This is a genomic window from Microbacterium sp. CIAB417 (assembly GCF_022788845.1).
In genome coordinates, this window is record NZ_JAHZUT010000006.1 from 222,615 (window position 1) to 248,571 (window position 25,957).

General features: G+C 69.9%; 21 protein-coding genes. 8 read left to right on the top strand and 13 right to left on the bottom strand.

Annotated elements, in window-relative coordinates; translation table 11 throughout:
- Positions 1–122: 122 nt before the first annotated feature.
- Complete coding sequence (locus KYX17_RS24630; protein WP_243230735.1) at positions 123–668, bottom strand: hypothetical protein; 546 nt, start codon at positions 666–668, stop codon at positions 123–125.
- A 118-nt stretch (positions 669–786) separates the two neighbouring features.
- Between KYX17_RS24630 and KYX17_RS24635 the strand changes: the two genes are divergently transcribed.
- Positions 787–2,130 carry an anaerobic C4-dicarboxylate transporter gene (locus KYX17_RS24635; protein WP_243230736.1) on the top strand — a complete coding sequence of 448 codons (1,344 nt, stop codon included), beginning with the start codon at positions 787–789 and terminating at the stop codon, positions 2,128–2,130.
- Positions 2,131–2,143: 13 nt separating this feature from the next.
- Here KYX17_RS24635 and KYX17_RS24640 read toward each other — a convergent pair whose 3' ends face one another.
- From KYX17_RS24640 to KYX17_RS24665, 6 genes are all read right to left on the bottom strand, one after another.
- Positions 2,144–3,241, bottom strand: a complete 1,098-nt coding sequence (locus tag KYX17_RS24640) for an N-formylglutamate amidohydrolase (protein ID WP_243230737.1) — start codon at positions 3,239–3,241, stop codon at positions 2,144–2,146.
- 39 nt (positions 3,242–3,280) lie between these two features.
- Positions 3,281–4,009 carry a DUF6882 domain-containing protein gene (locus KYX17_RS24645; RefSeq protein ID WP_243230738.1) on the bottom strand — a complete coding sequence of 243 codons (729 nt, stop codon included), beginning with the start codon at positions 4,007–4,009 and terminating at the stop codon, positions 3,281–3,283.
- A gap of 22 nt (positions 4,010–4,031) precedes the next feature.
- The gene (locus KYX17_RS24650; protein ID WP_243230739.1) at positions 4,032–5,270 is read right to left on the bottom strand and encodes an MFS transporter; all 1,239 of its coding nucleotides are present in this window, start codon (positions 5,268–5,270) and stop codon (positions 4,032–4,034) included.
- Positions 5,271–5,328: 58 nt separating this feature from the next.
- Positions 5,329–6,657 carry a xylulokinase gene (gene xylB / locus KYX17_RS24655; RefSeq protein ID WP_243230743.1) on the bottom strand — a complete coding sequence of 443 codons (1,329 nt, stop codon included), beginning with the start codon at positions 6,655–6,657 and terminating at the stop codon, positions 5,329–5,331.
- A 1-nt stretch (position 6,658) separates the two neighbouring features.
- The gene (xylA, locus tag KYX17_RS24660) at positions 6,659–7,849 is read right to left on the bottom strand and encodes a xylose isomerase (RefSeq protein WP_243230745.1); all 1,191 of its coding nucleotides are present in this window, start codon (positions 7,847–7,849) and stop codon (positions 6,659–6,661) included.
- A gap of 107 nt (positions 7,850–7,956) precedes the next feature.
- On the bottom strand, positions 7,957–8,955 hold the full coding sequence (locus KYX17_RS24665; RefSeq protein ID WP_243230747.1) for a LacI family DNA-binding transcriptional regulator: 999 nt from the start codon (positions 8,953–8,955) through the stop codon (positions 7,957–7,959).
- 148 nt (positions 8,956–9,103) lie between these two features.
- Between KYX17_RS24665 and KYX17_RS24670 the strand changes: the two genes are divergently transcribed.
- From KYX17_RS24670 to KYX17_RS24690, 5 genes are read left to right on the top strand one after another with little or no spacing between them, the layout of a single operon-like run.
- Positions 9,104–10,396, top strand: a complete 1,293-nt coding sequence (locus tag KYX17_RS24670; protein ID WP_243230748.1) for an extracellular solute-binding protein — start codon at positions 9,104–9,106, stop codon at positions 10,394–10,396.
- A gap of 7 nt (positions 10,397–10,403) precedes the next feature.
- The gene (locus tag KYX17_RS24675; protein ID WP_374208990.1) at positions 10,404–11,414 is read left to right on the top strand and encodes a carbohydrate ABC transporter permease; all 1,011 of its coding nucleotides are present in this window, start codon (positions 10,404–10,406) and stop codon (positions 11,412–11,414) included.
- The gene (locus KYX17_RS24680) at positions 11,411–12,298 is read left to right on the top strand and encodes a carbohydrate ABC transporter permease (RefSeq protein WP_243230750.1); all 888 of its coding nucleotides are present in this window, start codon (positions 11,411–11,413) and stop codon (positions 12,296–12,298) included. Before KYX17_RS24675 ends, KYX17_RS24680 begins: the two co-directional genes overlap by 4 nt.
- A gap of 17 nt (positions 12,299–12,315) precedes the next feature.
- Positions 12,316–14,745, top strand: a complete 2,430-nt coding sequence (locus KYX17_RS24685) for a glycoside hydrolase family 3 N-terminal domain-containing protein (protein WP_243230753.1) — start codon at positions 12,316–12,318, stop codon at positions 14,743–14,745.
- Between the two features lie 9 nt (positions 14,746–14,754).
- The gene (locus KYX17_RS24690) at positions 14,755–15,921 is read left to right on the top strand and encodes an ROK family transcriptional regulator (protein ID WP_243230755.1); all 1,167 of its coding nucleotides are present in this window, start codon (positions 14,755–14,757) and stop codon (positions 15,919–15,921) included.
- A 162-nt stretch (positions 15,922–16,083) separates the two neighbouring features.
- On the opposite strand, the gene KYX17_RS24695 is transcribed toward KYX17_RS24690, so the two are convergent.
- Genes KYX17_RS24695 through KYX17_RS24720 form a run of 6 tightly spaced genes read right to left on the bottom strand, consistent with a single transcriptional unit; the run spans position 16,084 to position 22,481 of the window.
- Positions 16,084–16,866 (bottom strand): HpcH/HpaI aldolase/citrate lyase family protein, encoded by a 783-nt coding sequence (locus KYX17_RS24695; RefSeq protein ID WP_243230757.1) that lies wholly within the window; start codon positions 16,864–16,866, stop codon positions 16,084–16,086.
- Entirely contained in the window at positions 16,851–17,636 is a 786-nt protein-coding gene (locus tag KYX17_RS24700) for a 2-keto-4-pentenoate hydratase (protein ID WP_243230759.1), read from the bottom strand. The genes KYX17_RS24695 and KYX17_RS24700 overlap by 16 nt, the downstream gene beginning before the upstream one ends.
- 10 nt (positions 17,637–17,646) lie before the next feature.
- A complete protein-coding gene (gene hpaD / locus KYX17_RS24705) occupies positions 17,647–18,813 on the bottom strand; it encodes a 3,4-dihydroxyphenylacetate 2,3-dioxygenase (RefSeq protein WP_243230761.1) in 1,167 nt (388 codons plus the stop codon).
- A gap of 25 nt (positions 18,814–18,838) precedes the next feature.
- A complete protein-coding gene (gene hpaE / locus KYX17_RS24710) occupies positions 18,839–20,335 on the bottom strand; it encodes a 5-carboxymethyl-2-hydroxymuconate semialdehyde dehydrogenase (RefSeq protein ID WP_243230763.1) in 1,497 nt (498 codons plus the stop codon).
- Positions 20,336–20,352: 17 nt separating this feature from the next.
- The gene (locus KYX17_RS24715; protein ID WP_243230764.1) at positions 20,353–21,030 is read right to left on the bottom strand and encodes a GntR family transcriptional regulator; all 678 of its coding nucleotides are present in this window, start codon (positions 21,028–21,030) and stop codon (positions 20,353–20,355) included.
- Entirely contained in the window at positions 21,027–22,481 is a 1,455-nt protein-coding gene (locus KYX17_RS24720) for a fumarylacetoacetate hydrolase family protein (protein ID WP_243230765.1), read from the bottom strand. The genes KYX17_RS24715 and KYX17_RS24720 overlap by 4 nt, the downstream gene beginning before the upstream one ends.
- Positions 22,482–22,605: 124 nt before the next feature.
- Here KYX17_RS24720 and KYX17_RS24725 point away from each other — a divergent pair, with 124 nt between their 5' ends.
- Together KYX17_RS24725 and KYX17_RS24730 are read left to right on the top strand one after the other, a co-directional pair.
- Positions 22,606–23,979: an MFS transporter gene (locus tag KYX17_RS24725; protein ID WP_243230767.1), complete on the top strand. Its 1,374-nt coding sequence runs from the start codon at positions 22,606–22,608 to the stop codon at positions 23,977–23,979.
- Between the two features lie 51 nt (positions 23,980–24,030).
- A complete protein-coding gene (locus KYX17_RS24730; RefSeq protein WP_243230769.1) occupies positions 24,031–25,887 on the top strand; it encodes an FAD-dependent monooxygenase in 1,857 nt (618 codons plus the stop codon).
- Positions 25,888–25,957 lie beyond the last annotated feature (70 nt).

The window sequence follows — 25,957 nt, forward strand, 5'->3', positions numbered from 1 at the left end:
AGGCGGTCGTCGTCGATCATCAGTGACCGCGTTTCGACTCCTCGCTCCGCTCGTCGCTCAACGAGCGAGGTGGGTTTCGGCGTGTGAGGCCGGCGAGTCCGGGCCGGCGTTTCGAGTCCGGGCTAGAGCTCGTCGAGCATCCGGCGCTGCTCGGGGGTGAGCCCGTCCTCGGCCTCGCGGCGGGCCTCCGGCGTCGTCTGCGTCGGTGCCGGAGGCGCAGCGGTCTCCGAGGTGCTCCGGCGTCCGCCGGTGACCCGGTCGTACACCTCGCCGGCTTTGCGGTGCAGGCTGTCGTCGATGCGGTCGTAGATCACCCAGCCGAGGAGTAGCAGCAGGGGCGGCAGCACGTACCCCCAGAAGAAGCCGGCGATGCTGACTCCGCTCAGCCACACGGTGAGCGCCCAGACGATGAGCTCGACGAGATAGACGAGCACGTACTGCACGGTCTTCTCGCCCGCCCTGGTGCGATCCGCGGCCGACTTCGCGGTCGCCCTGCGGAACAGCGAACGCAGCGCAGGTTTGATGAACAGGGCGCCGAGGGTGAGGATCACGGCCGCCCAGAGCGCGTTCCAGCCGACCGCGACCGTCGGCAGGAGCAGTCCGATGATGAGCAGGACAGCGATGTTGAAGACATAGAGCGCGCCGAAGCGGATGATGCCGTTCCTCATATGCTCAGGTTCGCATACTTCCTGCGCAGGCGGAACGGGTGTGCCGCCGGGATGATGGCGCCGAGGCCCGCCGACCGATATCCTGACGCCGGATTCGCCGCGACCGGAGGGGGCGTCCATGGAGATCGCGCTGTTCATCCTGCAACTGCTCGTCGTTCTCGGGTGCATCGTCATGGGGACGCGCTCCAGCGGCGTCGGCCTCGGCCTGTGGGGCGGCGCAGGCGTGGCGATCCTCGTCTTCGTCTTCCAGCTCTCACCGGGATCGCCGCCGGTCGACGCCTTGCTCATCGTCCTGTCGGTCGTGCTCGCCGCCTCGATGATGCAGGTCGCGGGCGGCATCGACTGGATGGTCTCGGTCGCAGCCAGGCTCATCGCACGCAGTCCGAAGCAGATCACGCTCGTGGCCCCGCTGGTCTCCTTCCTTTTCGCCGCGGGTGCGGGGACGTCGAACATCCTCTATCCGCTTCTTCCCGTCATCCAGGACCTCTCCTACCGCAACGGCATCCGGCCGTCCCGTCCGCTGTCCCTCTCCGTGGTCGCGACCGGAGTCGCGCTCGCCTGCAGCCCGGTGTCGGCGGCCATGGCCGCCATGGTCACGCTCACCGATGTGCCGCCGTGGGACTTCGAGCTGATCGACATCCTCAAGGTGACGATCCCCGCCGCTGTGGTCGGCATCGTGCTCAGCTCGCTGGTCGTGAACCGCCTCGGCAAGGACCTCGCGGACGACCCGGAGGTGCAGGCGAAGATCGCCAGCGGAGAGCTGGCACCGCCGCGACAGGGGGCGGCGGAGGTGAAGGCGGACGTCACCGTGACCTCCGCCGGGCGCAACGCGGCGCTGATCTTCCTCACCGGTGTCCTCGCGATCGTTGTGTTCGGGCTGTTCAAGGGGATCCGCCCGTTGGACGCGGACGGAGACCCGGTCGGCATGACTCCCATCATCGAGATCATCATGTTCCTCGTGGGAACGGTGATCCTGATCGTGTCCCGGCCCAAGGTCGCCGAAGTCCCGGCGGCGACCGTGTTCCGCGCCGGAATGGTGTCCGCGATCGCCCTGTTCGGTCTCGCCTGGCTCACCGACACCTTCCTCGCGGCGCACGCGGACCTCATCTCGGAGAGCATCGGTGCGCTCGTCGGCGCCGCACCGTGGATCTTCGCTCTGGGCGTCTTCCTCGTGTGCGTGCTCACGACGAGCCAGTCGACCGCGACCAGGACGATCGTGCCGATCGGCCTGGCAGCGGGCATCCCGCTCGGCCTGCTCAGCGGCATGTGGGCCGGTGCGTTCGCGGGCATCTACCTGCTGCCGACCAACGGATCGCAGATCGCGGCGGCGAACTTCGACACCTCGGGGACGACGAAGCTGGGCACGAAGCTCGTCGACCATTCGTTCTTCCTGCCGACTCTGATCCTCGCCGTCACGACGATCGGAGCGGGTGCGCTGTTCGGCGCGCTGTGGGGAGGGTGAGCGGCGGGGTCGTTCAGGACACTCCGCGCTGTCGATAGAGATCCCAGGCGCGGCGGCATGCCGCAGCGACCTCGTCGACGTGCGCCGCGTCCTCGGAGATCCATTCCGTGCCCGGTCGGTGCAGCTCGGCCACGGCGGCGTCTCCGAGCAGGTACTCCCTCAGGAACTCCGCCTGGACCGCATCGAACCGACCTCCGGCCGCAGGGTCCTCCGCGGCGACGGCGCGGAAGCGGGCGCCGGCCGCGAGGATCTCCTGGCTGCCGAGATACGGCCTGTTGAGCGCCACGTCAGCGGCCGAGTCGACGCGGAAGGCGGTGCGATGAGCCTCGGCGAGGGCGCGCAGGCGGGACGGGCCCATGGTCGGCGGGTCCGCGGGGTCCCGTTCCTCGCCGGCGTCGTCTCCGCGGTTCGACAGCGCCACGACCCGCGGCAGTCGATCCTTCTCGTCACGGGGGACGTCCACGGCGCCGTCCTTCGTCGTCGTGGTGTTCATCGTGTCGTGGAACGACAGGCGCGTGAATCGCCCGCCCCTGGTCCGTCGATCCTCGATGAAGCGCTCGGTCAGGTCGTCGCGGATGCGCTCGTAGACGCCCAGCCCGCGTTCGGCGACCTCGACGAACGTGTCGACGAGCGCCTTCAGCTCGGTGGGGGTCTCCGGAACTTCGAGAATCGGGAAGAAGGAGAAGGTCACGGGGCGGATCGCGTCAACGCCGGTCAGGTCGACGCGCTGCCAGGGGCCGGCAGCGCGCGTGCGCTCGATCGCCTCCCTCAGGTCTGCCGCGATGTCGGACGGCTTGGCGCGGTTGGGGTCGCGCACGAGGCGCGGATGGGGGTTGAGGACCGCGACCACCCGGGGGTCTGTCGAGGCCCAGCGCCGGACGATCGCATCGGTCGCGACGTCCGTGAAGTCGTACTGCAGTCGCCGTGTCAGCGCGGGGGAGAGGAAGCCCGCGATCTCCGCGGGGATCGCCGCGCCGGCGTGCGGGCAGCTGATGAGGACGTCCGCCTCGCGGATCGCGTCGTCGAGCGTGCGTCCGCCGGCGTCGGCGTAGACGACGATCTCGGACTCGGTGAACGTCTTGCCAGCGGGAAGGAGATCCAGAGCGGCCATGCGCTCATGCTAGCGACGCGCGATCCGGAACGAACGGACTCAGGCGGCCGCGCCGTCCACAGAGCCCTCGATTCCGGTGATGCGGGCCTGTTCGTCGAAGCGGAAGGTCGCAGACCCGGACGCATCGCTGACGACCGCCCCGGAGAACGCCTCATCGGTCCATTCCAGGTTCCAGCCGGCCAGTCGCGCCGCGTCCCACACCGAGGAACGCGCGTCGGGCAGCGAGAGGGTCGAGAGCAGACGAGGAGCGGCGACGACGGCATCCGCGACGGTGAGCGCGTTCAGGGGTGCGTCGAGCAGGAAGACGGCTCGCGTCCCGCCGCCCACCGGTGCCGAATAGTAGGGAGAGCGGCCCGTGATCTCGACCGCGACCGAGCCGATCACGTGCGTCGCCTGGGCGATCCAGGCGTCGAGGTCGTCCCCGGCATCCTCCGGGAAGGGCAGCTCCACCTCGGTGAGCTCGGCGATGCCGTACTGCTGGCCGTACTCGCGCAGCTGGGCGGCGACGCCCTGAGCGTCGCCCTGGGGGTGCGCCCAGGCCCACAGCAGGGAACGCGGGCCGGGGGCGAGGGTCGCGATCAGGTGCGGGCGGGTCACGAGCTGTCGGGCCGGATCGTCGTTCGCCGTGAACGTCAGGGTGCCCGCGTTGAGATCGGCATCCCAGCGGTGCTCGCCGAGAGCGTCGGTAGCGCTGACGAGCGCGTCCTGGCGGAGGGCGGTGAACAGGGCGGCGCGGTCGGCGAGAGGCTGGAGTGCGGCGAAGCTCATGGCACCAGTCTGGCCTGGATGTCTATGAATCCGCCAGTTCCTCGGCCGTCGTCCGGGTCCGGCCCATCCGCCACACGCTCGGCACGACCAGGGTGGCCAGAGCGACGACCGCGTACACGACGGCGGATGCCACCAGCACGGTCGTCACGTCCGCATGCGTGATCAGCCAGCCGTAGACGAGCGTGCCGATGGGGATCGCCACGAAGCTGCCGAGCATGTCGTAGCTTGAGACGCGGGACAGCCGATCGACGGGGACGTTCTCCATCATGGCGACATTCCAGCCCGTGCTGAACACCTCCATGCCCGCCCCGGCGAGGAAGGCGGCGATCGCGAGCAGAACGGCTGCCGGATGCACACCGAGCATCGTGAGCGGGATGGCGAACGTCGCCATGCCGAGCATGCCGAAGCGCAGGGGGCGCTTCAGCGGCACCCACAGGAGCACGAGCGTCATGAGCAGCACGCCGACGCCCTCGGCGCTCACGACCCAGCCCCAGCCCGTGATGCCCAGGCGCTCGTCGTTCTTGGCGATGTAGGGGCCGGCGACGCTCCACGCGCCCACGTGGATCGCGTTCATGACCATGAAGGCGAGAACGATCGCCCAGAGCCAGGTCCGGCTCCAGAACTCGCTCCACCCGACGCGGAGGTCGCGGAACAGCGTCGCGCCGCCGGACGCGGCGGGCGGCGGCAGTCTGACCAGCGCGAGCACCGGGATCGCGACGATCCAGCCGAGCGCCTGGACGACCATGGCCCAGGCGGGCCCCGCCGTCGCCACGAGGACGCCGGCGACGACGGGCCCTCCGATCGTGACCGCCGAGCGGACGAAGGACAGCATCGCGTTGGCCTGCTGGAGATTCTCGGGCGTCGTGAGCTGCGGGATGATGCCCTGCATGGCGGGCATCACGAACGCCGTCGATGCCCCGTTGACCACGGACAGGATCGCCAGCAGGGGGACGGTCGCGGTTCCGGAGAACAGCAGGGCCGCCATCGTGCCGACCGAGAGGATGTCGATCACGTAGCAGCCCTGGATGATGAGCGCCCGGGGCAGCCGGTCCGCGACGACGCCGCCGAACAGGATGAACACGATGTTGCTGACCGTGAAGGCCGTCAGCACGAATGACAGCGATCGGGCGTCGTTGTCGATCTCGAGCACCGCGAAAGCGAGGGCGATCGACGACATCGACCCGGTGGTCAGCGTGATCGCCCTCGCGATGAAGAACCAGCGGAAACCGCGGTCCTGCATGGCCGCGAGGCCGCGGATCACGACGTGCTCTTCAGAGACGGCATCCGCCCATCCTGTCACGCCGCGCGGCGGCGTGGACTCACCAGGTGGGACGCTCGCCCGTCAGGGCCCACGCCGCCTGGACGGCGGCGCCGAGAGCGACGTACTCACCGGGGGCGGGGACGACGACCGGTGCGTCGAAGACCTCCGCGGCGATGGAGGCGACAGCGGGACTCTGCGCCGCACCGCCGATCAGAAGCACGCGCTCGGCACGGACCCCCTGCGCCCGGATGGCGTCCAGACCGTAGGCCAGCCCGCCGAGGACGCCCTCGATCGCCGCGCGGGCGAGGTTCTCGCGCGTCGTCGACGCCAGCGTCATCCCGGACAGCGTCGCGGTGGCGTCCGGACGATTCGGCGTCCGCTCGCCCTCGAACCACGGCTGCAGGCGGAGCCCGTCCGCCCCGGGCTCGGCCGCCAGGGCGAGACGCGAGAACTCGTCGAGGTCCACGCCCAGCAGCGCCGCCGTCGCGTCGAAGACCCGGGCGGCGTTCAGCGTCGTCACGATCGGCAGCCGTCCGCCGGCCGCGTCCGCGAACCCGGCGACGGTCCCGGACGGATCCACGATCGGCGCATCCGTCACGGCGAACACGGTTCCGCTCGTGCCGATGGAAACGCCCACATCGCCTGAGCGCGCTCCCATGCCCAGTGCGGCCGCCGCGTTGTCGCCGGCGCCGGCGGAGACGAGGATGCCTCCCCGGCCGGCCACGTGCTCGCTCGGACCCAGCACCCGCGGGAGGACGATGTCCGTGACATCCCGGCGCAGCGCGAGCGCGAGCAGGTCGCGGTCGTACGCGTCGCGCACGGGGTCGAAGTATCCCGTCCCGCTGGCATCCGACCGGTCGGTGACGAGCTCGGACAGCACCGGCCCGAGCTCGGATTCGCCGGCGGGACCGTATCCGCGCAGACGCCAGGTCAGCCAGTCGTGAGGCAGCGCGACGGCCGCGACGCGCGCGGCGTTGTCCGGTTCGACGTCGGCGAGCCAGCGCAGCTTCGTCACCGTGAACGACGCGACGGGCACGAGACCGGTCCGGCGGGCGTACTCCTCGGCGCCGACCTCGGAGGTCAGAGCCGCCGCGGCATCCGCCGAGCGCGTGTCGTTCCAGAGCAGGGCGTCCCGGATGACCCGGCCGTCGGCATCGAGGGCGACGAGCCCGTGCTGCTGGCCGCCGACGCCGATCGCTGCGACGTCGGCGAGGCCGCCGGCCCCCGCCAGCGCGGTCTGCAGAGCCTCCCACCAGGCGGAGGGGGCGACCGACGTGCCGTCGGGATGCGACGCACGGCCGGTGCGCACGACGGCGCCCGTGCCGGTGTCGCGGACGACGACCTTGCAGCTCTGCGTCGACGAGTCGACGCCGGCGACCAGCGGCATGTCAGCGTGCCCCGAGCAGGTGCTCGGTGGCGAGCTGCTGCAGGCGCACGAATCCGAAGCCCTTGCCGCCGAGGTAGGCATCGGCGTCGAAGTCCTCGTAGGCCGAGCGGTCGGCGAGGAAGTCGTCGTAGCTCTCGCCCGGGTTCAGCGTCGGGGTCGACAGCTCGTCGACCTTCGCGGCGGCCAGGGCCTCCTGCACCTCGGGGTCGGCGCGGAACGCCGCGGCGCGCTCCTTGAGCAGCAGGTAGGTGCGCATGTTGGCCGCGGCCGAGTCCCATACGCCGTTCTCGTCCTCGGTGCGGCTCGGCTTGTAGTCGAAGTGCCGGGGACCCTCGTAGGCCGGGACGCCGCCGGGGCCGCCGTTCTCGAGAAGGTCCACGAGGGCGAACGCGTTGTGCAGGTCGCCGTGGCCGAACACCAGGTCCTGGTCGTACTTGATGCCCCGCTGGCCGTTCAGGTCGATGTGGAAGAGCTTGCCGTGGTACAGCGCCTGCGCGATGCCGGCGGCGAAGTTCAGCCCCGCCATCTGCTCGTGGCCGACCTCGGGGTTGAGTCCGACGAGCTCCGGGCGCTCGAGCGAGTCGATGAACGCGATCGCGTGGCCGAGGGTCGGAAGCAGGATGTCGCCGCGCGGCTCGTTGGGCTTGGGCTCGATCGCGAAGCGGATGTCGTAGCCCTTGTCGGTGACGTAGTCGCCCAGCAGGTTCACGGCCTCGCGGTAGCGCTCGAGCGCGGCCCGGATGTCCTTGGCGGAGTCGTACTCGGCGCCCTCGCGGCCGCCCCACATGACGAACGTCTTCGCGCCCAGCTCGGCGCCGAGGTCGAGCTGGCGGAACACCTTGCGCAGGGCGTAGCGGCGTACGTCGCGGTCGTTCGAGGTGAAGCCGCCGTCCTTGAACACGGGGGCGCTGAAGAGGTTCGTGGTGACCATCGGGACGACGAGACCGGTGTCGGCCAGGGCGCCCTTCAGGCGGTCGATCTGCGTCTGACGCTCGGCATCCGAGGAGCCGAAGGCGAACAGGTCGTCGTCGTGGAACGTCAGGCCGTACGCGCCGAGTTCGGCGAGCTTCTCGACGGCGTGCACCACGTCGAGCGCGGGGCGGGTCGGACCGCCGAACGGGTCGGTGCCGTTGTACCCGATCGTCCAGAGACCGAAGGAGAACTTGTCATCGCGGGTGGGGGTGAGGGACATGACGCATCGCTTTCAACATCGGTGGTGAATTGTTGTGAGCTAGAACATATCAACCCCGAGCCCGGAAGGCAACGCCTGGGGCGGCCCGTCCGCCGCCCTTCCGCGGATCAGGCGGCGAACGTCGCCGTGGAGCCGCGGACGATCAGCTCGGCGGGCATGCGGACGTGCTCCGGTTCGCCGCCGTCGAGCATCCCCAGCAGGATCCTGACGGCGGCAGCCCCCATGGCGGGGAGCGGCTGACGCACGGTGGTCAGCTGCGGCGCGTGTGACGAGGCCTCCGGGATGTCGTCGAACCCCACGACGGACAGGTCCTCGGGCACTCGCAGTCCCCGCTCGGACGCCACACGGATCATCTCGATCGCCGACAGGTCGTTGGCGGCGAAGACCGCCGTCGGCCGGTCGGCGACGTCGAGCAGTGCGTGGGCTCCCGCAGTCGCTCCCGCTGTGCGGTACCCGCCGTCGGCGACGAGAGCGGGGTCGAACGGGATTCCCGCGCCGGCCAGCGCTTCCCGGTATCCGCGCTCGCGCTGCTGCGCCGACTCGAGATCCGTGCGTCCGCGCAGATGCCCGATGCGACGGTGGCCGAGCGACAGGAGGTACTCGGTCGCCGCGCGAGCTCCGTCGAGATTGACGACGGACACGGTCGCGGGGCCGTCCGGACCCGTGTGCGGGTCGATCGCGACGATGGGCACGGATGCCCGCGTGGGAGCCGTGGTGGGGGTGACGAGGATCGCACCGTCGATCAGCGTGCCGCCCAGACGCGACAGCGAACGATGCTCCCAGCCGAGGTGGTCGCCCGCGGACACCGTCCCTGCGTAGGCGAGCACGTCGTACGGGGTGTCCTGCAGGGCGGTGGACACGCCGCGCAGCAGTTCCAGGGCGAACGGCTCGAACTCGGCGACGAGGACGCCGATGACGTTCGTGCGCCCGCGCCGCATGGAGGTCGCGACCAGCGAGCTCTCGTACCCGAGCTCGGCCACGACGCCGAGGACGTGTTCGAGCGTCGCGGCGGACACGCCGTCGCGGCCGTTGATCGCCTTCGAGACGGTCGCCACGGAGACTCCCGCCGTGCGTGCGACGTCGGTGATGGTCGGCCGTCGGTTCATATCGCCAGCATAACGAAGAGAAAACGATATCGATAACGATTGACATCGCCGTGTCCCGAGTGTCAGAGTGGGCGCACAACCCATTGGTGTGGCTGGCAACAAATAGACGTCGCCCGGCTGCACGAACTCGATGAAGAGGAGACACAGCATGAAGATGCGCAGGACATGGGCCGCCGGTGCGGCCGTCGCGGCGCTGGGAATGCTCGGGCTGACGGCGTGCACGGGCGGCGGTGGTGAACAGGCCGACGGCGGCGAGACCACCCTCACGATGTGGCACAACTCGACCACCGGTGACGGCAAGCAGTACTGGGCGGACGCGGCGGCGGCCTTCCACGAGGAGAACCCCGACGTCACGATCGAGGTCACCTCGATCCAGAACGAGGACATGGACGGCAAGCTCCAGACCGCCGTCAACTCCGGGGACATGCCGGACATCTTCATGGCCCGAGGCGGAGGCAAGCTCGCCGACATCGTCAGCGCCGGCAAGGTCAAGGACCTCACCGACCTCGTCGACGAGGACGTCAAGACGGCCTTCGGCGACGCCCCGTTCGCGGCCTTCACCGTGGACGGCAAGATCTACGGCGTGCCGAGCGCCGTGCTGCCCGGCGGCGTCTTCTACAGCAAGGACCTGTTCGAGGCGGCGGGGATCACCGAGGAGCCGACCACGATCGACGAGCTGGCCGACGCCGTCGACAAGCTCAAGGCGTCCGGCGTCGCGCCGATCGCCCTCGGCGCGAAGGACGCCTGGCCCGCGGCGCACTGGTACTACTTCTTCGCGCTGCGCGCGTGCGGCCAGGAGGTCGTGCAGAACCTCGTCACCGACCCCGACTTCACCGACCAGTGCTGGCTGGATGCCGCCGAGAACCTCGACGAGTTCGCCTCGATCGAGCCGTTCAACGAGGGCTTCCTCACCACGTCCGCCCAGCAGGGCGCGAACTCGTCGGCCGGGCTCGTGGCCAACCACAAGGCGGCCATGGAGCTGATGGGCGCCTGGGACGTGGGCGTCATCGCGAGCCTGACCCCGGACCAGGAGCCGCTGGCGGACCTCGGCTGGTTCCCGTTCCCCGAAGTGGACGGCGGCGACGGCGCACCCGGCGCGATGATGGGCGGCGTCGACGGATACTCCTGCTCGGCGGACTCTCCCGCGGCCTGCGAGGAGTTCCTCAACTTCGTCTCCTCGACCGAGTGGCAGGAGAAGTACGCCGAGGCGTTCCAGACCATCCCGGCGTCCCAGGACGCCAAGGGGGCCGTCACCGACCCGTCGCTGATCCCGCTGCTCGAGGCGTACGGCAACGCGCCCTACGTGTCGCTGTGGCTGGACACCGCGCTCGGACAGAACGTCGGCAACGCTCTGAACACCGGGGTCGTCGAGATGCTGGCGGGTCAGGGCGACCCGCAGAAGCTCGTCGACGGCATCGCGAACGCGGCGGCGAGGGGCTGATCCGCCGATGACCGATTCTCAGGCGCTGATGGACACGCCGGCGCCTGCGAAGAGCACCCGTGCCGGGACCGACGAGGTCCCGGCACGGCGATCCCCGCGGCCTGACTGGCGCAAGCGCGGCGAGATCGCGCTCCTCGCGGGCCCCGCCCTGGTGGTCTTCCTCGGCTTCGTCATCGTCCCTGTGCTGATGGCCGGCTTCTACGGCTTCTTCCGGTGGAACGGCTTCGGCTGGCCGACCGAGTTCGTCGGGCTCGACAACTACGTGCTCATGCTGCAGGACGACACGTTCCGCCAGGCAGTGCTGCACAACTTCATCATCGTGGTCCTTTCGCTCGTGATGCAGGGACCGATCGCGATCCTGTTCGCGCTGCTGCTGAACCAGAGGATCCGCGGGCGATCGGTGATCCGCGTGCTGATCTTTGCTCCCTACGTGATCGCCGAGGTCGTGGTCGGCACGGGGTGGAGCCTGATGCTCCAGGATGCCGGGGCGCTGAACTCGCTCCTCGAGAAGGTCGGCCTCGGTGCGTTCCAGCAGTCCTGGATCGCGGACCCGTCCATCGCGATGTGGTCGCTGATGGTCATCATCACCTGGAAGTACATCGGCTTCGCCGTGATCCTCATGCTCGCCGGCATGCAGTCGATCCCCGAGGAACTGTACGAGGCCGCGGCGATCGACGGCGCCGGATTCTGGCGCGCGCAGTGGAGCATCACGCTGCCGCTGCTCGGTCCGACGATCCGGATCTGGGCGTTCCTGTCGATCATCGGCTCGCTCCAGCTGTTCGATCTCGTGAACATCATCTGGGGGCAGTACATCGCCGCCACCGCCGGAACGTCGACCATGGCCACGTACATGTACCAGAACGGCCACCTGGCCGGGAACTACGGCTTCGGCAACGCGGTCGCCGTGATGCTGTTCCTCATCTCGCTCGTGGTCGCGCTCATCTATCAGCGGTTCGTGCTGCGGCGCGACACCGAGGGCGCGCTGACCGGAGACAGCCGAAAGGGGCGCAGGCGATGACCGACGCACTCAAGACCTCCGTGGCGATCCAGGCGGTCGGCTCCCGCCGCAGGCGGGCCGAATCGGGAGTGCGCTGGGGGAGCCCCGGCGTGTACCTGCTCGCCCTCGTGCTCATCACGATCTGCGTGACGCCCCTGTTGTACATCATCGTCGGCGGGTTCCGGACGAACTCCCAGATCACGAACGACCCGTCCGCCTGGCCAGACCCGTGGGAGATCGCGAACTACACGGACGTGCTCGCCAGCAGCGAGTTCTGGACTGCGATGCTGAACTCCACGCTCTCGGCCGTCGGCACGACGCTGGGAGCGGTCGTCCTGGGCGTCATGGCGAGCTATGTGATCGCGCGCTACGACTTCTCGGGCAAGGCGGTGATGTACTCGCTGTTCGCCGCCGGGCTGATGTTCCCGGTGACGGTCGCGATCACACCGCTGTACCTGATGATCCGCAACCTCGGTCTCGTCAACAGCCTGGGCGGCATCATCCTGCCGCAGATCGCCTTCGCGCTGCCGACCACGATCATCATCCTGGTCCCGTTCCTGCGCGCGATCCCGCGCGAGCTGGAGGAGGCCGCCTCGATCGACGGCGCGTCGCGACTCGGCTTCTTCTGGCGGATGGTGATCCCGCTGAGCCTGCCGGGTGTCATCACGGTCGGCATCCTCGCGTTCATCGGCGCCTGGAACGGCTACATGCTGCCGCTGTTCATCCTGAACGATCCGGCTCTGTTCACCCTGCCGCTCGGCGTGCAGAACTTCGCCTCGCAGTACTCCGTCGACACGGCCAGAGTGCTGGCGTACACATCGCTGTCGATGCTGCCGGCGCTGATCTTCTTCAGCATGTTCGAACGGCGCATCGTGGGCGGGCTGACCGGCGCGGTCAAGGGCTGAGACAGGACGAGGGACAGATGGAGAACGAGATGACGGCGGACGTGCCCGCATTCCCGACGGCGTCCGACCGCGTGGCGGACCTGCTCGCGCGCATGACGCTCGAGGAGAAGGCCGCACAGCTGGTCGGCTACTGGCTCGACCAGGGCGGCGAGGTCGTCGCCCCGATGCAGGACGAGATGGCACGCGGCGCGATCTCCGGCGCACTCGCCGAGATCACACGCGACGGCATCGGCCACTACACGAGGGTGTACGGCACCCGGCCGGTGGATGCCGCGCAGCGCGCGCAGTGGCTCTGGGCGGAGCAGCGTCGGCTGAAGCGCGAGACGCGACTCGGCATCCCCGCCCTCGTCCACGAGGAGTGCCTGACAGGACTGGCGGCCTGGAAGGCGGCGACGTTCCCGACGCCGCTCGCGTGGGGCGCCGCCTTCGATCCGGACCTCGTGGCGGAGATGGCGGGACTGATCGGGGAGTCCATGCGGGGTCTCGGCATCCACCAGGGGCTCGCGCCCGTGCTGGACGTCGTGCGGGATCCGCGATGGGGACGCGTCGACGAGTGCATCGGCGAGGATCCCTACCTCGTGGGGACGGTGGGAACCGCGTTCGTGCGCGGGCTGCAGTCCTCCGGAGTCCACGCCACGCTGAAGCATTTCCTCGGGTACTCCGGGTCCGCCGCGGGCCGCAATCACGCTCCGGTGTCGGCAGGACCCCGGGAGGTGGCCGACGTGTTCCTCCCGCCGTTCGAGATGGCGATCCGGGACGGCGGCGTGCGCGGCGTCATGAACAGCTACGCCGAGATCGACGGGGCGCCGGTGGCGGCGGACCCGGATCTGCTCACGGGGCTGCTCCGCGAACGTCTGGGCTTCGACGGAGTCGTGGTCGCGGACTACTTCGCCGTGGCCTTCCTCGAGGTCATGCACGCCGTCGCCGCGGACCGGGGCGAGGCGGCGGCGCTCGCGCTGACGGCGGGCATCGACGTCGAACTGCCCTCCGGCGACGCCTTCCTCGCGCCGCTCGTCGACAAGGTGCGGTCGGGGGCGCTCGACGAGCGCTACCTCGACCGCGCGGTGATCCGCGTGCTCACCCAGAAGGAGCAGCTCGGGCTGCTCGATCCGGCGGCCTTCGAGGACGAGGCGCCCGCGATCGTCGACCTCGACACTCCGCGTCACCGCGCCGTCGCGCGCCGGCTCGCGGCGGAGTCGCTCGTGCTGCTGTCGAACGACGGCGTGCTCCCGCTGGCTCGCAGCGCCCGCCGGATCGCGCTGATCGGTCCCAATGCCGACCGCGCGGATGCGCTGCAGGGCTGCTATTCGTTCGCCAATCACGTGCTGGCTCATCATCCCGGCACGGAGATCGGGTTCGAGATCCCCACGGTGCACGACGCTCTCCGGCGCGCGCTGCCCGACGCGGACATCGTCCCCGTGCGCGGGGCCGAGGTCGAGGGCGATGACCGTTCCGGCTTCGAGGACGCGGCGCGGGCCGCGGCGTCCGCCGACGTGGCCGTCGTGGTGGTCGGCGACCAGGCGGGGCTCTTCGGGCGGGGCACCGTGGGGGAGGGAAACGACGTGGACTCCCTCGAACTCCCCGGCGTCCAGCGCGAGCTCGTGGAGCGCGTCGCCGCCACGGGCACGCCGGTCGTCCTCGTCCTCGTCACCGGGCGGCCCTACGCGATCTCCTGGGCGCTCGACGGCGACGGGGCGCGTCCTGCGGCCGTGCTGCAGGCGTTCTTCCCCGGCGAGGAGGGCGGCACGGCGATAGCCGACGTGCTGACCGGGGCGGTCACTCCGTCGGGGCGGATGCCGCTGAGCCTGCCGCGCTCCGCCGGGGCCCAGCCGTACGGCTATCGGCATCCCCTCCTGGGCGGGCCGAGCGCGGTGACGGCCGCGGACCCGACGCCGCTTCGCCCCTTCGGATTCGGGCTGAGCTACACGACGTTCGCCTACGAGGACCTGGTGGTCTCCGAGGATGCGGCGACCGACGGTGCGTTCACGGCAACCGTCACCGTGGTGAACACGGGGGAGCGGGACGGGGCGGAGGTCGTCCAGCTCTACGGACGGGATGTCGTGGCATCCGTGACGCGCCCCGTCGCGCAGCTGCTCGCCTACGCGCGGGTGGAGCTGGCGGCCGGGGAACGCCGCAGGGTGCGCTTCGACGTTCCGGCCGCGCGCTTCGCCTTCACGGACCGGCGGATGCGACGCGTCGTCGAGCCGGGAGACGTCCTGGTCTGGGTCGCCTCCCATGCCGAGGCGTCCGCAGACGAGGATCACGAGGATGCGACCGGCGGAGCGATCTCGAACGAGCGGACGCAGGCCCGGCGGCGGCTTCCGGGCACGGCGACGCCGCCGCACACCGTGCGGCTGGCGGGCGGCGTGCACGAGGTCGGTCCGGGCGACGCGAGGATCGCAGACGTACGTGTGGAGGAGCCCGGCATGGCGGCCGCTCATCGATAGCCTGGGCGGATGAACGAACGAGCGACGACGGTCGAGGGCGTACGCCGGACGAATCTCGGCGAGGTGCTGCGACTGGTGCACCATCGCGGCGCGCGTTCGCGAGCCGCGCTCACCGCCGACACGGGGCTGAACCGCTCGACCGTCGCCGACCTGGTCGCCGAGCTCGCCTCGCGCGGTCTCGTCGTCGAGCAGGAGCCGGACGCGACCCGACGGGTCGGACGCCCCTCTCCGATCGTCGCGCCCAGTCCGGACGTGGTCGCGATCGCGGTGAATCCCGAGGTCGACGCGATCGAGCTCGGGGCGATCTCGCTCGGCGGCGGCGTGCGCGAGCGGACTCGCGTGGCGTTCTCTCAGTCACCGCAGCCCGAGGTCGTCGTCGACGCCGTCGCGCGGTTCGTGCGGGAGTGGCGCGCGCGGTTCCCCGACGCGCGCATCATCGGCGTCGGACTCGCCGTGCCGGGCCTGGTACGTGCCGAGGACGGCATCGTGCGCCTCGCGCCGCACCTCGACTGGCGCGACGAGCCGATCGCGGACCGACTCGCCTCGACGCTCGATCTGCCCGTGTCCGTCGGCAACGACGCCTCTCTCGGAGCGCGGGCAGAGCGGCTCTTCGGAGCGGCGCGCGAGCACCGCGACGTCGTCTATCTCAACGGCGGTGCGAGCGGCATCGGCGGCGGTCTCATCCTCGACGGTCGGCTGATCGCCGGGGCCGGGGGCTACGCGGGCGAGTGGGGCCAGACCAGGCCGGGCATCCTCTCCGACGCCGACCGTCGCACGGACGGCGGCGTCCTCGAGGACGAGGTGAACAGAGCGCGGCTGCTGCAGGCCGCTCGGCTCGGGGCCGTCGACGACGCAGCCCTCGCCGCCGTGCTGGCAGCCACGAGCGATGCGGGCGTCGTCGCGGAGATCGGCCGGCAGCGGCGCATCCTCACCGCGACACTCGCCAACGCCGTCAACGTGCTCAACCCCTCGGTCGTCGTCCTGGGGGGCTTCCTCGCGATGCTGCGGGACCGGGACCCGGAGGGGTTCGACGCGGACGTGCGCGCGGGGGCGCTGCAGGCACCCGCCGAGCAGGTCGAGCTGCGCGCGGCGGCATTGGGGGCGGACCGCCTCCTGATCGGCGCCGCCGAGGCCGCGTTCGCTCCGCTGCTCGCGGATCCTCTGGCGGCCCGCTGACGCGCGCGCTCTCCGTTCGTCGAGCGCCCCTCATCTCGTTCGTTGAGCGAGCGGTTGTCCGGATCCCTCCCTCCGTTCGTTGAGCGAGCGGAGCGAGTCGAAACGCGGTTGATGCCGAACGGCAACCCTCCGCTTCGTCTCGCTCGCCTCCACCGTCCTCGCTCAGCCGGGAGTGCGTGCGAACCGCTCCGCGAGGGCTTCCGAGCTCCGCGCGAGCATCGCGACGTCCGCGCCCACGGCGACGAAGTCCGCGCCCTGTGCGATGTAGGCGTCGGCGGCGGCCGGGTCGAACGCGTTCACCCCGACGGCCGTGCCGGTGGCCGTCACCGCCGTGAACGTGCGCGTCACGGCATCCACCACCTCGGGGTGCGTCTGCTGGCCGAGGTGCCCCAGAGATGCCGCGAGATCCGACGGTCCGACGAAGACGGCGTCGACCCCGTCGACAGCGGCGATCTCGGCTGCGTGCTCGACTCCGGCCGCCGTCTCGATCTGCACGATGAGCGACAGGTGCGAGGCGGCGTCCTGGAGATAGCCGTCCACACGGTTCCAGCGCGCGCTGCGCGACAGGGCGCTCCCGACACCGCGGATCCCGTGCGGCGGGTACCGCGTCGCCGCGACCGCGGCTTCGGCTTCCGCGGCCGACGACACCATCGGAACGATGATGTTCTGCGCACCGAGGTCGAGCACCTGCTTGATGATCACCGGATCGTTCCACGGCACGCGCACGAGCGGGGCGACGCCGTACGCGGCGACGGCCTGCAGCTGGTGCAGCACGGACTCGAGCGAGTTCGCGGAGTGCTCCATGTCGATGAGGAGCCAGTCGACCCCGGACCCTGCGGCGATCTCGGCGATGACCGGGCTGCCCGAGCACACCCACATGCCGATCTGCGGTCGATCGGCGGACGCGAGGCGCTCGCGGAAGGACGGGGCTAGAGGAAGCTGCATTCGATCGTTCCCATCTCGCGGTAGTCGCACACGACGGTGTCGCCCTTCGACACCCACATCGGACGCGTGAACGATCCTGCCAGGATGATCTCTCCCGCCTCCAGACGCGCGCCGTGCTGGTGGAACTTGTTCGCCAGCCACGCCACCCCTGTCGCCGGGTGGCCGAGGACGCCGGCGGCGACGCCGGTCTCCTCGATCTCGCCGTTGCGACACAGGACTCCCGGCACCCAGCGCAGATCGATCTCGTCGGGTCTCCGGTGAACGTCGCCGAGCACCATCGCGCCGTAGGCGGCGTTGTCGCTGATCGTGTCGACGATCGTGCGCCCTTCCAGCTCGATGTGCGAGTTCAGCACTTCGAGGGCGGGCACGGCGTAGTCGATCGCCGCCAGGGCGTCCTCGAGCGTGCAGTCCGGCCCCTCGAGCGGGCGCGCCAGCACGAACGCCAGCTCGACCTCGACGCGCACGTTCGAGAATTCGTCGAACGCGATCTCGGCTCCTGATGCGTGCACCGTGTCGTCGAACATCACGCCGTAGTCCGGCTCGGTGATCCCCGTGGCCTGCTGCATCGCCTTCGAGGTCAGTCCGATCTTGCGACCGACCAGACGTCGCCCCGCGGCGATCTGGGCGTCGCGCCAGACTCCCTGGATCGCGTAGGAATCCTCGATCGTCGCCTCGGGGAAGCGTGCCGTGATGCGCGGGATCACCCCGTGCGTCCGGTGGGCCTCGGCGAGCTCGGAGGCGATCTCGGCGATCTGCGTCGGAGTCAGCATCCGTCGCCCCTCACAGCTGGTGTCCGAGCTTGTACTCGCCCTGCTTCCATTCGGGCATCGACTCCTCGCCCTCGCGGGAGCGGGTGTAGCTGAATCCGTCCGCGCCGATCGTCACGGCCATCTCGCTGCTGTCCGTGCGGGCGCGCACCGGCTGAGGGTCGCCGTCGAGATCGAGCACGAGCGAGGCATCCGTGTACCAGGACGGGACGACCGGATTGCCCCACCAGTCGCGGCGCTGGTTGTCGTGCACGTCCCAGGTGACGACGGGATTGTCCGGGTCGCCGGTGTAGTAGTCCTGCGTGTACACCTCGACGCGATGGCCGTCGGGATCGCGCAGATACAGGTAGAACGCGTTGCTCACGCCGTGCCGGCCGGGTCCGCGCTCGATCGCGTCGGAGCGGCGGAGCGCACCGAGCTTGTCGCAGATCGCGAGGATGTTGTGCTTCTCGTGCGTGGCGAAGCACACGTGGTGCATGCGCGGCCCGTCGCCTCCGGTCATGGCGGTGTCGTGCACGGTGGGCTTGCGACGCATCCACGCGGCGTACACCGTGCCCTCCTCGTCCTGGATGTCCTCCGTGACGCGGAAGCCGAGGTCCTGCATGAACTTCACGGCGCGCGGGACGTCCGGGGTGACCTGATTGAAGTGGTCCAGGCGCACGAGCTCGCCGGGGACGTGCAGGTCGTATCGCCAGGACATCCGCTCCTGGTGCTCGGTCTGGTGGAAGAACTCGTAGGGGAAGCCCAGCGGATCGACCACGCGCACCGAGTCGCCGATGCCCTTCACGAAGCCGTCGGGGTTGCGGCGCACGTCGCAGCCGAGCTCGGTGTAGAAGTCCACGGCGCGGTCGAGGTCCGCGGGCTCGCGCACGCGGTACGAGAACACGGCGACGGCGGCCACCGGCCCCTTGCGCAGCACGAGGTTGTGGTGGATGAACTCCTCGGTGGAGCGCAGGTAGATCGCCTCGTCGTCCTCCTCGGTCACATACAGCCCCAGGATGTCGACGTAGAAAGTGCGGGAGGCCGCGAGATCGGTCACGACGAGCTCCATGTAGGCGCAGCGCAGCACGTCCGGGGGAGTGCTGGTCGGCGTCGGGGTCGGGTCGTCGGTCTGGATCGGCGCCTCCTGGCTCACGTAGAAGCCAGAGGAGGTCAGCGTCATGTCTTCGCGATTGGTCATGTCAGCGTCCTTGCCGGTACTGGGTTCAGTTCTTGCCGAACGTGGGATTGTGGACCGCGCCCAGCGTGATGTGCACGGCCTGCTGATCGGTGTAGAAGTCGATCGAACGGTATCCGCCCTCGTGGCCCAGTCCGGAGGCCTTCACTCCGCCGAAGGGCGTGCGCAGATCGCGCACATTGTTGCTGTTCAGCCACACCATGCCGGCCTCGACGGAGCCGGCGAAGTTGTGGGCGCGCTTGAGGTCGTTGGTCCAGATATAGGCGGCCAGGCCGTACTTCACGCCGTTCGCGAGCGTCAGCGCCTCCTCGTCCGAGTCGAACGGGGTGATCGCGACGACGGGACCGAAGATCTCCTCCTGGAAGATCCGGGCTTCGGGGGCCACATCGGCGAACACCGTGGGGGCGACGAAGTTGCCGGTGTCGAACCCGTCGGGGCGACCGCCTCCGGCGACGAGCCTGCCCTCCGTCTTGCCGATCTCCACGTACGACATCACCTTGTCGTAGTGCTCCGGGTGCACGAGTGCGCCGACCTCGGTCGCCGGGTCGTGCGGGTATCCAACCTTCACGCGCTTCGCCTGCGCCGCATAGCGCTCGACGAACTCGTCGTAGACGCTGCGCTCCACGAGGATGCGGCTGCCGGCCGTGCAGCGCTCGCCGTTGAGGGAGAACACCCCGAAGATCGTGGCGTCGATCGCGGCATCCAGATCGGCGTCGGCGAAGACGACGGCCGGGGACTTGCCGCCCAGCTCCATCGACAGGCCCTTCAGGTGCGGTGCGGCGTTGCCGAAGATGATCTGCCCTGTGCGGCTCTCTCCCGTGAAGGAGATGAGCGGGACGTCCGGATGCTTCACGAGGGCGTCCCCGGCATCCTCTCCGAGCCCGTTCACGAGGTTGAAGACGCCCTGCGGGAGCCCCGCCTCCTCGAAGATCCCGGCCCACAACGAGGCCGACAGCGGCGTGAACTCGGCGGGCTTGAGGACGACCGTGTTGCCGGTCGCGAGCGCGGGGCCGAGCTTCCACGACTCCAGCATGAACGGCGTGTTCCACGGCGTGATGAGGCCCGCGACGCCGATCGGCTTGCGGTTGACGTAGTTGATCTGGCGGCCGGGGACCTTGAACGTGTCGTCGGACTGGGCGACGATGAGGTCCGCGAAGAAGCGGAAGTTCTCGGCGGCGCGGCGGGCCTGACCGAGGGCCTGGGCGATCGGAAGGCCCGAGTCGAAGCTCTCCAGCTCTGCGAGGCGCTGATCGCGTGACTCGACGATGTCGGCGATGCGGTGCAGGACGCGGCTGCGCTCGCGGGGGAGCATGCGCGGCCAGGGGCCGTCGTCGAACGCGCGCTTGGCGGCAGCGACGGCGAGATCGATGTCGGCCTTCCCTCCGGCCGCAGCGGTCGTGTAGGTCTCGTTCGTCACGGGATCCAGCACGTCGAAGGTGCTGCCGTCGACCGAGTCGGCGAACGCGCCGTCGATGTAGTGCCGGATGCGGTCGGGGAGGTCTGCGGGGATGCGGGAGCCGGTCATGTCTTCTCCTGGTGTGTTCAGAGGATGTGCATTCCGACGGCCTCGTCGGGATGCTCGTGGTCGAGGTAGGCGTCCAGCGTCGCGGCGTGATGCCGGCGGGCGGCGTGCTCGATCTCGTTCAGCGCGGCGCCGCGTTCGATGAGCGCGACGATCTCCTCGTGCTCGCGCACGGATTCGTGGGCGCGGCCGGGGACGAAGCTGAATGTGGAGTCGCGCAGGCGGCTCAGCCGCGCCCACTCAGCCGTGACGAGCTCATGCAGGCGGGGATTGGGGCACGGGGCGATGAGCGTCGCGTGGAAGCGGTGGTTCAGCGCGGTGAACGCGGAGGGATCGAAGTGGTCCAGGGTCTGGATCATCTCGTCGTTGATGGCGCGCGCGGCGCGCAGGTCCTCGACGGTGAGCGCGGGGGCGGCGAGGGCGGTCGCGGTGCCCTCCAGGATGCTGAGGGCCTCCATGCTGTGCCGGTACTGCGCGTCGTCGACCATGGCGACGCGCGCGCCGACGTTGTGCTCGAACTCGACGAGCCCCTCGGCCTCGAGCTGGCGGATCGCCTCGCGGACGGGGACCACGCTCATGTCGAGCTCGCCCGCGATCGCACCGAGCACCAGGCGATAGCCGGGCGTGTAGGTCTGCGCCGCGATGCGCTCCTTGATCCAGTGGTACGCACGCTGCGACTTGCTGAGGGTCTTCGTCATGATCGGCCCTTGTCGGTCTCGTAGCGGGCGCGCCAGTGCGCGTTCATCGGGAACAGTCCGTCCACGGCGTGACCGGCGGCGACCTGCTCGGCGATCCAGGCGTCCTCGTCCTCCTGCGCCAGGGCCGCGTCGGCGACCTCCTCGGCGATTCCGGGCGGGATGACGAGCACGCCGTCTCCGTCGCCGACGATGATGTCTCCGGGAAGGACGGTCGCTCCGCCGCACGCGATCGCGACGTCGGACTCCCACGGCACATGCCTGCGGCCGAGCACGGACGGATGCGCTCCCTGCGAGAACACCGGCAGGCCGATCTCGGCGACCGCGTCGAAATCGCGGACGCCCCCGTCGGTGACGACGCCGGCTGCGCCGCGCGTTTGGGCGCGCAGCGCGAGGATGTCCCCGAGTGTGCCGGTGGCGGCGTCGCCGCGGGCCTCGATGACGATGACCTCGCCCTCGCCGACGGCGTCGAAGACGCGCTTCTGCGCGTTGTACCCGCCGCCGTGCGAGGCGAACAGGTCCTCACGGAAGGGCACGAAGCGCAGCGTCCGCGCGGTGCCGACGATCTTCGCCCCCGCGATGTTCGCCGAGACCCCGTCGATGAAGCAGGCGGTGATGCCGCGCCCCCGCAGCTGGCTGGACAGCCCGGCGGTGGGGGCGGCTTCCAGTTTCTCCCGCAGCGCAGCGCTGATCGTCGTGCCGGTTGCCGGTGCCCCCTCGCCCGACGGGCCCGGCGCGGGCGTTCCCCACGCCTCCGCGCGCTGCAGGTCGTCGACGGCGGGAAGCGAACCCAGTGCCGGATCGAAGGGCACGTCTCCCTGAACCACTGTCGTCGTCAGCCGTCCGGTTGTGAGCTCACCGGCATCCACCTCGATCTCGACCACGTCTCCGGGGACGATGACCGACGAACCGGCCGGTGTGCCGGTGAGGATCACGTCTCCGGTCTCCAGCGTGAAGTGCTGGGAGAGGTCGGCGACGAGCTGGGGGAGCGGGAAGATCAGACCGGCGGTCGTGTCGTCCTGGCGGAGCTCGCCGTTGACCCAGGCGCGCACACGCAGGGAGCCGGGATCGACCGCGCGAGCGTCGATGAGTCCGGGGCCGAGCGGCGTGTACCCGTCGCCGCCCTTGGAGCGGACGTTGGAGCCCTTGTCGTTCGCGCGCAGGTCGTACAGTCCCAGATCGTTCGCGGCGGTCACCGATGCGACGTGGGACCAGGCGTCCTCGAGGCGCACCCGGCGGGCCGGTGCCCCGATGATCAGCGCGATCTCGCCCTCGAAGGCGAGCAGCTCGGTGCCGGCTGGTCGTTCGACGACGCCGCCGGATGCCGCGACGGAGCTGGCGGGCTTGAAGAAGTAGGAGGGGTGGGCGGGCCGGCGTCCGCGCTGCGCGGCACGGGAGGCATAGCTGAGGTGGATCGCGATGATCTTGCCCGGTCGGGCGATCGGGTCGGTCACGGGTGCGCCTCCTTGCGTCGTGCTGCCGCTTGTGCGGAATATTCGAAATCGTATATCATCGCCGCATCGGGTGGCAAGCATCGTTCCCGCCCCCGAAGACAGCGACGTCGTCCAAGGAGCATCAATGACTGATCACCCCGGCTTCACACCGACCGGCACCATCGCCACCGCCGCCGACCGGCGGCGCGTCGTCTTCGCGACGGTGGTCGGTACCACCGTCGAGTGGTACGACTTCTTCATCTACGCGTCGGCCGCGGGGCTCGTCTTCGCGCAGCTCTTCTTCGCCCCGGCGGGTGAGGGGTTCGCGCAGATCCTCGCCTTCATCACCGTCGGCATCAGCTTCCTGTTCCGTCCGCTCGGCGCGTTCCTGGCCGGCCACCTCGGCGACAAGTACGGCCGGCGACTGGTGCTCATGCTGACCCTGATCCTCATGGGCGTCGCGACCACCCTGGTAGGCCTTCTGCCGACGTTCGAGATGATCGGCATGGCCGCGCCCGTCCTGCTGATCCTGCTGCGGATCCTCCAGGGCATCTCGGCCGGCGGTGAGTGGGGCGGTGCGGTGCTGATGGCCGTCGAGCACGCCCCGCGGGCCCGGCGAGGGATCTTCGGCGCTTCCCCGCAGATGGGCGTTCCGCTCGGCCTCCTGCTCGCCTCGGCGGTGCTGGCGATCGTCGCCCTTCCCGGGCAGGAGTGGTTCCTGGCGTGGGGCTGGCGCATCCCGTTCCTGCTCAGCGTCGTCCTGATCCTGATCGGCTACTACGTGCGGCGCCGTGTCGAGGAGAGCCCGGTCTTCACGGAGCTGGCCGAGCGCAAGGAGCAGACCCGGATGCCCATCGTGCAGCTGTTCCGCAAGCACACGCCGCTGGTGATCATCGCGGCCCTCGTCTTCGCGGGCAACAACGCGGTCGGCTACATGACGACGGGCGGCTACGTGCAGCGGTACGCGACCGATCCGGCCGGTCCGGTCGGGCTGCAGACCTCTGACGTGCTGTGGGCGGTGACCGTCTCGGCGGTGTCCTGGCTCCTGTTCACGGCGGTGGGCGGCTGGATGGCCGATCGGCTCGGACGACGCAACACGTACATCGTGGGCTGGATCCTGCAGCTCGTCGGCGTCGTCGCCCTCTTCCCGCTGGTGAACACGGGCAACGTCGTGATGCTCGGCCTCGGGCTCGTCATCCTCACGATCGGCCTCGGGCTGACCTACGGCCCGCAGGCGGCGCTGTACACCGAGCTGTTCCCGGCATCCATCCGCTTCTCCGGCGTCTCGATCTCGTACGCGATCGGCGCGATCGCGGGCGGCGCGTTCGCCCCGACGATCGCGCAGTGGATCGTCCAGGTGACCGGGTCCACCGCCGGGGTGACCTGGTACCTCGCCGGCATGACCCTGATCGGCCTCGCCGCCACTCTGCTGCTGCGCGACCGCAGCGGCATCCCGCTCGGTCCTGACCACGAGCAGGAGCAGGCGGTCAGCCCGATCTACGGCCTCGCCAAGGCCTGAACCGTTTCCCGGGGCGGATGCTGCGGCATCCGCCCCGCAGAAGGAGATCCCATGCAGTTCCACCACCACGGCTACGTCTCGCAGGACCCCCGGGTGCTGCCGGCCTCCGGGACGGGCGTCGACCGCCCGACCGATCTGCCGGACGAGGTCGACGTGCTGATCGTCGGGTCGGGGCCTGCCGGCATGCTGCTGGCCGCGCAGATGTCCCAGTTCCCGGAGGTCACGACGCGCATCATCGAGAAGCGCGAAGGGCGCCTCGAGCTCGGCCAGGCTGATGGCATCCAGCCGCGCAGCGTCGAGACGTTCCAGGCGTTCGGGTTCGCCGAGCGCATCATCGCCGAGGCGTACAACATCGGGTGGATGAACTTCTGGGGACCGGACCCGGAGAACCCGCGGAACATCCGGCGCACCTCGCGCACGGCCGACTACGCCTACGACATCTGCGAGTTCCCGCACCTGATCGTGAATCAGGCGCGGGTGCTGGACTACTTCGCCGAGGCGGCCGCGCATGGGCCGGCACGGATCGTGCCCGACTACGGCGTCGAGTTCGCGGGCCTCGTCGTCCACGAGGACGGGGACTTCCCGGTCGAGGTGAACCTGAAGGACGCCGAGGGCGAGCGCACGGTGCGGGCGAAGTTCGTGGTCGGCTGCGACGGGGCGCGCAGCGGGGTGCGCGATGCGATCGGCCGAAAGCACGTCGGGGGTGTCTCGGCGCATGCCTGGGGCGTCATGGACGTGCTGGTGAACACGGACTTCCCGGACTGGCGCACCAAGTGCGCGATCAACGCCGAGGCCGGGAACATCCTGCACATCCCGCGTGAGGGCGGGTACCTCAGCCGGATGTACATCGACCTGGGCGAAGTGCCGGAGGACGATCAGCACCGCGTGCGCCAGACCCCGATCGAGACGATCATCGCCAAGGCCAACGAGATCCTGCATCCCTACACGCTCGACGTGAGGGAGGTCGCATGGCACAGCGTCTACGAGGTCGGCCATCGCGTCACGGACGGTTTCGACGACGTGATCGACGGATCCGGACGGACGCCGAGGGTCTTCCTGACCGGAGACGCGTGCCACACCCACAGCGCGAAGGCCGGGCAGGGGATGAACGTGTCGATGCAGGACGGGTTCAACCTGGGCTGGAAGCTGGGCGCGGTGCTGACGGGGCGCTCGCCCGAGTCGCTGCTGGCCACTTACGGCGCCGAGCGGCGACCGGTGGCGCAGCAGCTGATCGACTTCGACCGGGAATGGTCGTCGCTGATGGCGCGCAAGCCGGAGGAGATCTCCGACCCGAACGACCTCGCCACGTATTACCTCGCGACCGCGGAGTTCCCGTCGGGGTTCATGACGCAGTACACCGAATCGATGATCACCGGCTCCGATGCGCACCAGACGCTCGCAGCCGGGTTCCCTCTGGGCAAGCGCTTCACGTCGGCAGAGGTGGTCCGGGTCGCGGACGGCAACGTGGTCCATCTGGGCCACCACGCGAGGGCCGACGGCCGGTGGCGGGTCTACGCGTTCGGCGACCGGGATGGGACGGCGCTGTCGGCCTGGGCGCTGTCGGCGGCGGAGGTCTTCGCCCGCTTCACCCCGTCGGATGCCGACGTCGACGCGGTCTTCGACGTGAAGGCCGTGCATCAGCAGCCCTTCGAAGAGCTCGAGGTCACGACGATGCCCGAGCTGTTCCGGCCCCGGACCGGGCCGCTGGGACTGGCGGACTGGGAGAAGGCCTATGCCGCAGGGCCGTCGAAGTGGACGCAGACGGACATCTTCGAGGCGCGCGAGCTTTCTCGGGACGGGGTCGTCGTCGTGGTACGGCCGGATCAGTATGTGGCCGCGATCCTGCCTCTGGAGGGCGTGGACGAGTTGGCCGCGTTCCTGGAGGGGGCTTTCCTGCCCGCGTCCTGATCGCGCCGGCGGATCCGGGCTGATCGTGCAGGTACCCTCTGCCGGCCGGGTCGAAAGGGGTGGTGCGTGT